Annotated in this window: 9 protein-coding genes; 4 read left to right on the top strand and 5 right to left on the bottom strand. The window is 51.6% G+C overall.

Annotated elements, in window-relative coordinates; translation table 11 throughout:
* Positions 1–409: 409 nt before the first annotated feature.
* The 3 genes from G477_RS0114700 to deoD form a co-directional block, all read right to left on the bottom strand.
* Positions 410–1,234, bottom strand: coding sequence for an aldo/keto reductase (locus G477_RS0114700; protein ID WP_026698575.1), 825 nt, complete (start codon positions 1,232–1,234; stop codon positions 410–412).
* Between the two features lie 73 nt (positions 1,235–1,307).
* The gene (locus G477_RS0114695) at positions 1,308–2,222 is read right to left on the bottom strand and encodes a YncE family protein (protein WP_026698574.1); all 915 of its coding nucleotides are present in this window, start codon (positions 2,220–2,222) and stop codon (positions 1,308–1,310) included.
* A gap of 811 nt (positions 2,223–3,033) precedes the next feature.
* A complete protein-coding gene (gene deoD / locus G477_RS0114685) occupies positions 3,034–3,747 on the bottom strand; it encodes a purine-nucleoside phosphorylase (protein ID WP_026698572.1) in 714 nt (237 codons plus the stop codon).
* 131 nt (positions 3,748–3,878) lie between these two features.
* Here deoD and G477_RS0114680 point away from each other — a divergent pair, with 131 nt between their 5' ends.
* On the top strand, positions 3,879–4,982 hold the full coding sequence (locus tag G477_RS0114680) for an HD-GYP domain-containing protein (RefSeq protein WP_026698571.1): 1,104 nt from the start codon (positions 3,879–3,881) through the stop codon (positions 4,980–4,982).
* Between the two features lie 74 nt (positions 4,983–5,056).
* Here G477_RS0114680 and G477_RS19790 read toward each other — a convergent pair whose 3' ends face one another.
* Entirely contained in the window at positions 5,057–7,606 is a 2,550-nt protein-coding gene (locus G477_RS19790; RefSeq protein ID WP_051288072.1) for a CBS domain-containing protein, read from the bottom strand.
* 96 nt (positions 7,607–7,702) lie between these two features.
* Here G477_RS19790 and asd point away from each other — a divergent pair, with 96 nt between their 5' ends.
* Both asd and G477_RS0114665 read left to right on the top strand, forming a co-directional pair.
* Positions 7,703–8,506, top strand: a complete 804-nt coding sequence (asd, locus tag G477_RS19785; RefSeq protein ID WP_051288070.1) for an archaetidylserine decarboxylase — start codon at positions 7,703–7,705, stop codon at positions 8,504–8,506.
* A gap of 60 nt (positions 8,507–8,566) precedes the next feature.
* Positions 8,567–8,710 (top strand): hypothetical protein, encoded by a 144-nt coding sequence (locus tag G477_RS0114665; RefSeq protein ID WP_156897369.1) that lies wholly within the window; start codon positions 8,567–8,569, stop codon positions 8,708–8,710.
* Between the two features lie 540 nt (positions 8,711–9,250).
* Here the strand turns inward: G477_RS0114665 and G477_RS20615 are convergent.
* On the bottom strand, positions 9,251–10,159 hold the full coding sequence (locus G477_RS20615; RefSeq protein WP_051288068.1) for a LysR family transcriptional regulator: 909 nt from the start codon (positions 10,157–10,159) through the stop codon (positions 9,251–9,253).
* A gap of 107 nt (positions 10,160–10,266) precedes the next feature.
* On the opposite strand from G477_RS20615, the gene G477_RS0114655 reads away from it, so the two are divergent.
* Positions 10,267–11,481, top strand: coding sequence for an MFS transporter (locus G477_RS0114655; RefSeq protein ID WP_026698569.1), 1,215 nt, complete (start codon positions 10,267–10,269; stop codon positions 11,479–11,481).
* The last annotated feature ends 386 nt before the right edge of the window (positions 11,482–11,867 follow it).

The raw sequence follows: 11,867 nt of genomic DNA, 5'->3' as shown, positions 1-11,867 counted from the left end.
GAAAGCATTTCCGACCTCCACCTCACGGATAGGTTGAACGAAGGAATGTAGGAGCGAAGACTCCGAGAGACGTGGGAGGGTACACCACCGTGAGCAGCGTGGAGATCCACATGTGCGACCATAGGTCAGAGAAATAATTGGTATTTTTAACCATGAGTCATCGGATGGACCCTTATTTACCACATAATCCTAAAAATGAAAAAAACAGTTTGTGAGAAAGCTTTATTTTAAACGGCCGGTAGAGTAATTCGAAGATATATGAAGATACTGCGCTTTTGAAAAAGTAGAAAGAGGGAGTATAAGTTTTCATACAGGGGGACGGCGGCTTTACGCGACGTTCGGCCGCCTACCGCCGTCCAGCGAAGATCTTCCTCCTGCCCGCGGGTTGGAGGAAGCAGAGGGCTGTTCCTTACCTGACATTCATTTCTGCAGGCTTCGGCCCTTTGCGAATGCCGCGGTCGAGGTTGTTAATAATCTCCATTTCATCATCAGAGAGTTCGAAGTCGAAGACGTCCAAGTTTTCCTGAATACGTTCCGGTGTCACGGACTTCGGTATCACGATAGTATCATGCTGCAGGTGCCAGCGGAGGATAACCTGTGCGCCGGTTTTGTTATGGTCTCCTGCAATTCCCTGTACAACAGGATGATTCAGTACTTCGCCTCCCTGCATGAGCGGACTCCATGCTTCCACGAAAATATCGTGCTCACGGCAGAACGTTTTCAGCTCATTCTGAGCAAGGAAAGGATGGCACTCTACCTGGTTCAGAACCGGCTTCACGTCACATTCGTCAAGCAGGCGCTGCAGGTGATCGATGTCAAAGTTGCAGACACCAATGGCTTTCACTCTGCCGTCATGGTACAGCTTTTCCATGGCTTTGTACGTGTCTACGTAGTCATCGTATTCCGGCGTCGGCCAGTGAATAAGATACAGATCTACATAGTCCAGACCGAGCCGCTCCATGCTTTCGTCAAAGGCACGGAGTGTATTGTCATATCCTTGATCGCTGTTCCAAACTTTGGTCGTGATAAATAGATCCTCTCTAGGAACCTCTACGTCCTTGAGCGCAAGGCCGACCCCTGTTTCGTTTTTGTAGATCATGGCTGTGTCAATCGAGCGGTAGCCGACCCTCACGGCCTCCTTAACGGCCTTTACTGCTTCGTGGTCTTCCACCTGCCAGACACCGAAACCGAGCTGCGGCATCGTTACTCCGTTGTTGAGCGTTACGTGTTTCATCCTGATCTGCCTCCTTTGAAAACGCTTATTTGAGCGATTTTTATTATAACATAAACAGCCTCTCGCTGTTGCATTACGGCAGCCACGCTATTCCGTCCGGATGAATGCCGGCATCCAGCCGGGCAGTCTCTTTCCAGGATACAGTATCGATCACGGAGACATCGTTGGTTTTATTATTAGCGACGAAGGCATAAGCGCCGGCATCGTCGAACACGATTCCTCCTGCCCATCTGCCGGTCGGAATTCGTTTGATTTCTCGTGGACTGCTTTCTCCCTGGAGGATGAAATCCGTGTCAATGACCGATACATCATGGGACTCCCGGTTAGCAGTCAGAACGTGGCGCTGATCCGGTGAAAACACGAGTCTGACCGGAACGCTGCCGATGCGGCGCTTAAAAAGCGTTTCCCACGTGTTGGTATCGATCACGTGCAGCGTGCCGTCTTTTTGATTCGAAGCGTATAAATGCGGGTGCAGAGGGTGTACAGCAATGCCTTCCGGTTCAGCACCTACTGGAATGTGCGTGACGAAGGAAAGATTTTCGGTGTCAAAGACGGTGATATTGTCGCTTCCTATATTCGGTATATAGGCGCGGGACCCATCCGGAGATAAGGACACCATGTGGGAGAGACGCTGGAAGGTGGGCTGCACATCAATGATCGTATCGTCCTCTGTATTGATTCTGAACAGATGGCTGTTATAAGTAGAAGCGAGATACAACGTGCGCTGATCTGGTGACAGGGCCAGCCCATGAGGGAAAGAAAAAGAAGGGTGCGTCAAGCTTTTCTCGATCGTCCAGTCCGTCGTATCGAGAATATCGAGCGTATTCCCGAGGGAACATGCAATATACGCTTTCTTCTGATCTCGCGTCACTACAATTTCATGTGGATTGTGGCTTGTTTCCACTTTCGTTTCTGTTCTGCCGGTTTCTGCATCAATGACGGACAACGTATCTTCATCTTTGTTTAAAACGATCAATCTGCCTCGCATGATTCTGCCTCCTTTGATTTAGGGAACTGCCGCTATTATATTTCGAATAACGAAATTTTTCAATTCCTTTCGGGTTTTCTTTCCCGTGGCGAAAGGCAGACGCAGCAGCTGATAAGGCGCACGTTGTGGGGGATGTTGTCCGGGAGCTTTCCCGTGTCTTCTTCCAGGGAGGTGTTCTGCTGGCTCTCCCTTTCTGAAAACAAACGAAGCTGTCCCTGGCTGCTTCCGCTCTCGAAGGAACGCTCTCCAGAGGGAGCCCTTGATGCTCCCGGAGCCGCCCTTCTGCAGCTCCAGCATTGGCATAACCGTGTCGGCTATGACAAGAAGAAGAGAACACGGCAGCATGTTCTTAAACAAAAGCGCGTTGCGGCATTTGGTCTGCTATGACATCGTTCCTACAAAGAAGAAACTTTCCTTCTCTCCACCGTGTCCACCGTGTCCACCGTGTCCAGCGGGGACGCCAGCGGGATGATCGTACGGGCTGAAGATGCCCCGCCGCTGTAGCTGCGACACTTAGCTGAAGCCTTGCCCGCGGCAAGCGATGGTTATTGGAAGGATCAACCCCTCTCATACAGAAAGCCCTCACCGAAAGGCGAAGGGCTTCTTTCTATTCTTGTTTTGTCCCAGCCTCCATAGTGGAAGGCAAGCCCAGGGGAAGTTTCCGCCGGTAAGCGGGGAAAAAGATAAAGCAAAGAAGACCTCACCGCTTTTTGAGATTCATCAACAACCTAAAAAACCGCCGAAAAGTTATTTCGGCGGTTTTCGTAAAGCATAAGGTGTAGGATCCTGCCTGGGGCAGGGGTTCCGTGATTTATTTGCTTTCGTCGATGGCTGCAGCCAGTGCTACGTGCACCATTTCATTAAACGTTTCCTGCCGCTCCTGTGAGGATGTTTCCTCCCCGGTAATAATATGGTCACTGACGGTCAGCACGGACAGTGCCTGTACACCGAATCGCGCAGCGATCGTGTAAAGAGCAGAGGATTCCATTTCTACTGCCAGCACCTGATGACGTGCGAGCATCGGAATAAGGTTCTCGTCTTCATTATAGAAAATGTCGCTCGTGAAGACGTTTCCGACGCGGACCTGCAGCCCTTGATTCACCGCTCCGTCATAAGCACGCTTTAACAGATCGAAATCCGCTGTCGGTGCAAAGTCAATGCCATTGAACTGATGCTGGTTGACTCCGGAATTGGTTGTTGCACTCATGCCGAGAATCACGTCACGGACCTGCACATCTTTTTGAATCGCGCCGCACGTACCTACCCGGATCAGTTTTTTCACTCCGTATTCATTGATCAGTTCATGCGCATAAATCGAGATGGACGGAACGCCCATGCCGGTTCCCTGTACGGAAACACGCTCTCCTTTATACGTCCCCGTAAATCCGTACATGCCACGAACATCGTTGTATTTCACTGGATTTTCAAGAAAGTTTTCTGCAATATACTGCGCCCGCAGCGGGTCTCCCGGCAGCAGTATCGCCTCGGCAATCTCTCCCTGCTGTGCTCCAATATGTACACTCATGTTAGTGCCTCCTTTAAATGATACGTCCGTATATAAACTACCACAATTTCAATCCTGCCGCAAAGAGAGCGATGAGTGGATATGGATGGAAACGTAAGGTAGAATAGCAGTAGTTATGAAGGAGGGGAATTATGGATTGGATATCAACAGAAAAGCATGCACAGCGAATGCTGGACTGCTATACAGCCCAGGACGTTTTCTCTACAGCCGGTGTGCTGTTGGTCCGGAAAAATACCCTGATTGTCTCTCGTCACATTCGTCTATTCCGCAGGCACGGCATTAAAAGCATCCCGGTCCTTCAGACGGCGCCGGTTCCCCAGCAGGTGCAGCGCCGGTTGGAGAAGATCGATCCCTCCATCGGAGAAAAATATGAAGAACAGTTCGAGCGGATGACGGCGGTTTTTACGGCAGATCAGCTGACCCGCAGGCAGAAATTGCAGGACGCCCTAGATTATTTCGATACCCTGCTCGAGCCGATACGGACTTCGAGGAGCATATTCCGGACCATGCAGCAGCTGAAAGGACACGATCAGTACACGTATCGTCACAGCATTAACGTCGGTATCCTCTGTGCGCTCATTGCCGAAGTAAACGGCCTTTCTGACGAGCGGGTGCTGGAGGCCGGACGCGCCGGACTCATTCACGACATCGGAAAATTATTCATCTCTGAAGACATCATCCGGAAACCGGAGCGGCTGTCTGAAGAGGAATTCCGGGAGGTGAAAAAACATCCGATACACGGAGCTGACATGCTGCAGGAATACGAAACAATCCCGTATCTGCACAGCGCCGTACTCTCCCATCATGAAAGACTGGATGGGAGCGGGTACCCGGAAGGAGCCGCCGGGGAGCAGCTGTCGGAAGCAGCTCGAATCACAGCCATCGCGGATGTTTATGATGCTGTTACCTCCGACCGGAGCTACCATCAGGGGGCGACCCCATTCACCGGAATGAAAATTCTGGAGGAAGAAATGTATAAAGGGAAACTGTGCTCCATTCTTGGCATCCCCTTTCTGCACTACATGATCCGGACTTATACTGGGACACAGGTCCTTCTCTCCGATGGACGAATCGGCCATGTTGTGCAGATACCACAGGCACATATTGACCAGCCGCTGATTTTCACTTCCAACCAGGTAATCAACCTGTATGAAGAGGACGATCTGTTTATTGAAGATCTCTACGACGAAAGAATGACGCTCAGCTCGGATGATGAGGCAGAAGGCGAGAGGTGACAACTGTCAAGGCAGGCAGAACCTCGACGCACCGTCTGCTGAACTGGTATGCAGACGTTCGCAGCAGCCACAGTTTACACCTGGACATATCGATCTTCCATCTGTGTAATGATTTCTTTTTTCGACAGATCCGGTCGGGATAATTTTAAAATTTCTCCTTCGAGTATCGCTTCGGAGAAATACCGTCCTGGCTTCCATCCGGCCTCCAGCAAGTCTTTCCCACTGACCCATTCCTTTACTTCCGCTCGTTTATATAAATACCGCAGGCATCTGCTGCTATCAGACGGGGAGAGGAATAAGGCGGCGAAAGGGAGGATGTCTTCGTCTGAAATTCCGCGGAACACTTGGTGCATCTCCGCTTCTGTACGGAAATGTTCTGCTTTCTCCATCCAGGCGATCCATTTCTCTACTAGTTTTTTTTCGGTTTTGTTCTGGTGGAACGGCACGAGCTGTGCAAGAGCGCTTTTTTCCGCCTGAACAAGACAGCACAGCCAGGAGATCCAGACCAGATCAGCGTGGAACAGCCTGGCCAGCCGATGCAGACGTCTGGCAGCTGCAGAAGCACTTCTTTCGCTTCTCGTGTTGGAGAATAATCGTGAATGAATGCGGAACGCGAGCAGCCGCTCCATTCCCATGCGTGGATCTGACTCCTTAAATAGCCTGCTCAGCTCATCTGACAGCCTGGCATGCGAGACGGAAGAAAGCAGTGAAAGGTGATCCTCCGCAAGAAACTTCGTCTGCGGCTCCATCCTGAAGGAGAAGCGGGTCTCAAAACGAAGTGCCCGGAGAATTCTGGTTGGATCTTCGACAAAACTCAAGTTGTAGAGGACTTTCAGTCTTTTTTGCTGAAGGTCCTGCAGGCCATTGAAATAATCGATCAACTCTCCGTACGTCGGTTCATTGATCGACACAGCGAGGGTGTTCACCGTAAAATCCCTTCTGTATAAATCCTCTTTGATGGAAGAAGGTTCGACTGCCGGCAGCGCAGCAGGAAAGTCGTAATATTCAATTCTTGCACTGGAGAGGTCGACCTTCACACCGTCCGGCGTCCGCCAGCCAGCTGTGCGGAAAGCCGGGTGCGGCCTTACATACCCGCCGTATGCCTCTTTCAGCGATTCTGCAAAGGTGACCGCATCCCCTTCTACGACAACATCGAGATCCTCGTTTGCAATACCGAGAAACATGTCCCGGACAATTCCTCCGATTAAATAAGCCCTTAGGCCGGTTTTATCTGCTGTCTGCCCGATGCGGTGCAGTTCCGTCTGCAGTGCAGGGGCAAGAGCCTGTTCCATTCGTTTGGATACCTGCTGCCGGATCGGGGCAGCGTCTCCCGATTTTTCATGAACGTGGTGACCGTGAAGCATGGCGATGACATCGGATCTGGAAACAATGCCAATCAATTCACCGTCTCTCAGGACAGGCAGCCGGCCGACCTGTTTGTCCATCATAATCGCCCGGATTTTCTCCAGACGGACATCTTCATCGATCCAGACCGGACTGTGCTGCATGAATCCTTTCACCGGAGCGTGGCCCAGGCCGTGATGCAGTGCTTTATCGATGTCCCTTCTGGAAATGATCCCGACGAGTCCGCCATCAGCCACAACAGGAAATCCACTGTGGCCGTAACGGTAGATCATTTTCGCCGCCGTATCCACTGGGGTTTCGGGGGCAATCACACGTACGGGAGAACTCATCATGTCAGCAGCGCGCATGGCCGGCCGCGTCAGCTGATCGAGCTGCTGTTTCACGGTCTCCAGCACGGGCAGGTGACCGCTGTCTTTCATGGAGGCGCTGGCTGCCTGTGCATGACCGCCGCCGCCGAGCTTTGCCATCAACGGCCGGAAGTCGACTTGTTCACTGGCCGCTCTGCACGTAATGAATGTTTTGCGTCCCATACGGACGACCGCAACAACACCATCCACGCCTGTTACTTGAAGCAGTTTACTCGTGATATGCGCCAGATGACCAGTGTAATGCTCCTGTTCCAGAGCGGTCGTGATCACGTCTATTCCCTGAATGGAATGCGTTTCTTGATTTTCCAGCAGGTCCTGGAAAAGGCGCTGCTGATCCTCGGTAAGGGGCACCTCCCGGAATTGATTCATCACCCGCAGGTTAGCCCCCTGCTGAAGCAGAAACGCACCAGCCTCCAGGTCTCTCGGCACTGTCCCCGGAAGCGTAAAAGATTCGGTATCGGAGTACAGTCCGAGAATAAAGATGGTAGCTTCCAGCGGGCTCACCCGGATATGGTTTTCCTGAAGTTTCTCCACAAGCAGGGTTATACAAGCGCCTACGGCTTCACATTCATAATGGACGAGCTGGGGGAAGAGCGGTTCCTGTTCCAGGTGGTGGTCATAGATGCTGATGGGCCTGTCACTCAGGAAGCCGGGTACTTGTCTGTCGAGAATAGACGTATCAACCAGTGTAATGTGCTCTACTTCCTCCCATGAGCATTCGTGCGGTCGGAGGAACGTAAATACATCTTTGTATATCGTGATAAAATGATCCACTTCGGAGGTCGTTCTGGACGGCAGAATCAGCCTTGCTTCGGGATGCAGCTTCTGAGCGGCAATCATCGAAGCAAGCGCATCGAAGTCCAGATTGTTATGGGATAAAATAACATGCATCTGCAGCAACTCCTTTTTCTTCGTGTCCGTTGGAGCTTTTCTGATTTCATGATATCATAACAATCACGAACTACGTGGAAAGCAGGTGGACGCAGCTTGGAAAAGAAAACATTTGAAACGCTGCTGCAGCTGACGGAAAATCCGTTCTACAATCGGCTGCTGCAGCGGCTGACAGAGCATCCATTCAGTCGGATGCTGATTCCGCCATTTATGAAATTGTACAACATGGACGAAGGGGAGCTGGAGAAGCGGCCGTTGTCCTATGGATCCCTGCAAAAGTTCTTTCAGCGCAGCCTGAAAGAAGGGGCACGGCCTGTTTCCATGCTGGAGCGGGCAGTCGTCAGTCCAGTGGACGGGGTGCTTACTGCGGCGGGAGCTCTCACGGATAATACGACTTTTGAGGTGAAAGGAAGGCGTCATACGCTGGAAAAATTGATCCGTCTTCCCGAAATGATCGAAAAGTATCAAGGCGGATCGTATGGCGTGATTTATCTTGCGCCAAACGACTATCACCATATACACACACCTCTCTCAGGGGAAGTGAGCAGGCGGTGGGCGCTCGGCGAATATTCCGGACCAGTCAACGATCTGGCTTTTCAGCACAGGGAGGAACCCCTCTCTGAAAATTACAGACTGATAACAGAGCTGAAGACAGCAGGCGGCTGCGTGCTTGTCATCAAAATTGGAGCCGTCCATGTGAATAGTGTCCGGTACCACCACACGCGCGCTTATTTAACAAAAGGAGAGAGGCTGGCTTCCTTCGGCTTTGGTTCCACCGTCGTATTGGTATTTGAACAAGACATGATGAAGTGGACGCAGGAAGAGGGCGCTTACTTAAAGCAGGGGGAGGCAGCGGGTATCCGCCGATCCTCACGTACTGCTGCTTCCGGGCAGCGTTAACAGGTTTGGTGGCGGCGGACAATGGGAAAAGACAGAAAAAGCAATGCAGAGGAGGTCACGATGAAAAAATGGATGATCCCCGGCGCTGTCTTTTTCCTGCTTGCGGCTTGCAGTCCGGAAAATGACAATGCCGAAAACGTGGACACCGGTGAAAACCTGGAGATGAACAACGCCGATGAAGAAATCAACGAAGCACCGGATTAACGCAGGTCACTCCGGCTCCCTCGGATAGAAACCGGAGCAGAAACAGCAGCGGAGCTGGAAAAAAGCATAATCAAAGAGGCCTTCACCATTTTTAGGTGAGGGCCTTCTGTATGAGAAGACTGTATGGTCAGCTGGGCATGGTATGCCCCTGGCATGGCGTCAAACGACCGTCGGATGAACGCCGGGCAGCTTACACTGCTGCTTTCTCCGACGGCCTTCCGTTCCCCACCAACCAGCTTTGGCGACATGTCGATCAAGAGGTTCCGTCCATTCACCGGATGAGCTGATTTCGTTATTCCTCTCTACATACGAAACGCTGGCGGCGGTCCTTTCGGGATCATGGGCAGCGTTCTTCTGTATGAGTTCGTAAAAAAGCAGAAGATACCATAGGAAAAAAAACGGCATCCCAGAAGGAATGAAAAACCCCTTTTTACCGCAGCAAGCCTTCGGGAAACGCCTTACTGACCAAAAGACGCTTATCCCATTGCTGTACCAGCCCCGCTGCTCTGACAGAGAGCAGTACTGCCTTCATGTCCATTGCTACAGAAAGGTTTTGTAGCGGGGCAGTTTAATTTCTTTCGTCAGAAACGTGCTGAAACGATCGAGTGCGGCAGAAGAATAAGGCTGGTCCGGAGAAAGCAGGTAAAAGGTACGCAAACAGAAGAAGTCGTCTACGTGCAGCGGTACGAGACTTCCGCTCTGCCACTCCAGTTCAGCCGCCATTTTGGACATGTAGGATATGCCTTTCCCGGTCTGAAGCGCCTGTTTGACGGCTTCCGTTGTGTCGAGCTTCAGTCCATCCGGGTGCTTGATGCCTGCTTGTTTCAACTGTTTCTCTACGGTTTGCCGGGTGTTGGATTCTGCGCTGCGCACCACCCACGTTGTTTGAAGCAGATCGTTCAAGGAGAGCGTGCTGCTCCGTGCAGCAGGATGATGAGGAGCGGCTGTAAACATAATTTCGTCCTGCACGTAAGTGATGGCTTTGTAGAGTTCTATTTCCGGTGTGTACGGAACCACTGCAGCGTCCACCTTCCTCTCCCTCAGCAGCTCCATGATGTCTCTCGTAGGACGTATGTGAAGATGAGCATCAACCTGTGGATGAATATCCCGGAAAGTGAGCATCATCGGTGCAAGACTGTAATTGCCGATGGTAGTACTGGCCCCGATATGGATCGTACCGGAGGCGTGCGTCTGCATAGCTTCGATCGTGTGCGTTGTTTCCTCGACAAGGTTCAAAATTTCTTCGGCTCGTTTTTTCACTTCGATTCCTGCTTCCGTCAGCAGGGTTCTTCTTCCTGCGCGGTAAAAGAGAGGCGTCTGAAAATAGGCTTCAAGCCTGGCCGTTTGTCTTGATACGGCAGGCTGGGTCAAGGATAGAGCTTCTGCTGCTGCGGAATAGCTTCCGAGTCGGGCGACGGTCAGAAATGTACGAAACAGTTCAATGTCCATGCGGCCTCCTATTACCAAATGTCATACATCCTATGATAAATATACATTTCCATTATAGAATAATTCCAGATATAATGCTCATGAGAGAAGATGGAGGAGCGTATATCATGCCGACACATCAAAATGAACAGTATGCCTCTCTGCAGAAAAAAATTCTGTTTGTCACAGCTGCTGCACAAATGTTCGGTGGAGCGGGCCTGGCGGCAGGCATTGCGACAGGAGCGCTGCTTGCGGAGGAGATGTTCGCAAGCGACTATGTCATCGGAATTCCATCGGCATTATTCACCCTCGGCTCCGCATTGGCAGCTTGGTTCATCGGAAGCATATCTCAAAAAGCGGGAAGGCGAAAAGGACTGGCAGCAGGGTTTGCCGCAGGCGCAGCAGGCTCCTTGCTGGTCATCGCAGGGTCAGCCTTTCATCTTGTACCGGTTCTTTTTGCTGGGTTGTTTATCTATGGTGCGGGTACCGCAGCCAATCTGCAGGCCAGGTATGCAGGTACCGATCTGGCGCTGCCTGCAAGGCGGGGGAGGGCCATCAGCATTGTACTGGCAGCAACAACGGCAGGAGCCGTGCTCGGTCCGGCAGCTGTCGATGTGACGGAACCGCTGACGCGGGTCATGGGGCTGTCCCCATTAACAGGGCCATTTATTTTAGCTGCAGCCGCTTTTTCCGCTGCATCTGTCATCCTATTTACGTGGCTGAAGCCGGATCCCTTTCTGACAGCGGGAGCCATGGAGAAAGAGAAGCAGGACACTGGTACTGGAACAATCAGCCGCCGGGTGTTGACAGCAGGAACGATGATCATTGTTATTTCCCAGCTGGTGATGGTTGCGCTGATGACGATGACGCCGGTACACATGGATCATCACGGACACAGCTTAAGTCAAATCGGTATTGTCATCGGTCTGCACATCGGCGCGATGTATCTTCCATCCCCGATTTCCGGATGGCTGACGGATACGTGGGGGCGGGCAAAAACAGCGGCAGCAGGCGGTGGCATTCTATTCATTTCCGGGATTGTTTCTGCAGCAGCACCCGGAGGATCGTTTTTTTGGATGGCAGCTGCCCTCGTGCTGCTTGGACTCGGATGGAACTTTGGGTTCGTGAGCGGCACGGCGTACATTATCGATGCAGTACCGCAGCAGCTGCGGGCGTCCATGCAGGGGAGAGCGGATATTTTCACTGCCCTGGCCGGGACGGCTGGAGGAGCTGCTTCAGGTATGGTACTGGGAGCCTCCAGTTTTGCCGTACTGTCGATCGCAGGTGGGATTCTTTCCCTGCTAATTATACCGGCAGCTTTTCGCCATCTGCCGCGTGTTTGATCGAAGTTACGGTATGCACGTAATAGGCTGGAAAATATGTGATTTGCAAGCAGCAGACGAGGCTGGGACAAAACCAGAATCAAAAGAAGCCCTTACCATTTTTTGGTAAGGGCTTTCTGTACGAGGGGGATTGATCCTTCCAATGCCAATCGCTTGCCGCGGGCAAGGCTTCAGCTAACCGCCGCAAAACAGCGGCAGTGGATCTTCAGCTCTTGCTTTTCCCGCAGGCGTCTCTTGTTTTTTCACGATCAACCCATGATAAAGACACTACGGTCTTGATTTCTCGATAAAAAAAGGATACCTTCAGGTTAAGCTAGAACGACCAAGTCATAACAAAACCGGAGGTATCCTTATGTTTAAAGATTATAACATGAATCAGATCATTT

Source organism: Alkalicoccus chagannorensis DSM 18086 (assembly GCF_000429725.1).
GTDB lineage: Bacteria > Bacillota > Bacilli > Bacillales > Salisediminibacteriaceae > Alkalicoccus > Alkalicoccus chagannorensis.
This window is presented reverse-complemented; position numbering and strand designations above follow the sequence as displayed.

What these genes read in the sequence shown, in the direction of transcription:
- G477_RS0114700 (WP_026698575.1), bottom strand. Translation starts at nt 1,234, where the DNA reads ATGAAACACGTAACGCTCAACAACGGAGTAACGATGCCGCAGCTCGGT.
- G477_RS0114695 (WP_026698574.1), bottom strand. Translation starts at nt 2,222, where the DNA reads ATGCGAGGCAGATTGATCGTTTTAAACAAAGATGAAGATACGTTGTCC.
- deoD (WP_026698572.1), bottom strand. Translation starts at nt 3,747, where the DNA reads ATGAGTGTACATATTGGAGCACAGCAGGGAGAGATTGCCGAGGCGATA.
- G477_RS0114680 (WP_026698571.1), top strand. Translation starts at nt 3,879, where the DNA reads ATGGATTGGATATCAACAGAAAAGCATGCACAGCGAATGCTGGACTGC.
- G477_RS19790 (WP_051288072.1), bottom strand. Translation starts at nt 7,606, where the DNA reads ATGCATGTTATTTTATCCCATAACAATCTGGACTTCGATGCGCTTGCT.
- G477_RS0114665 (WP_156897369.1), top strand. Translation starts at nt 8,567, where the DNA reads ATGAAAAAATGGATGATCCCCGGCGCTGTCTTTTTCCTGCTTGCGGCT.
- G477_RS20615 (WP_051288068.1), bottom strand. Translation starts at nt 10,159, where the DNA reads ATGGACATTGAACTGTTTCGTACATTTCTGACCGTCGCCCGACTCGGA.
- G477_RS0114655 (WP_026698569.1), top strand. Translation starts at nt 10,267, where the DNA reads ATGCCGACACATCAAAATGAACAGTATGCCTCTCTGCAGAAAAAAATT.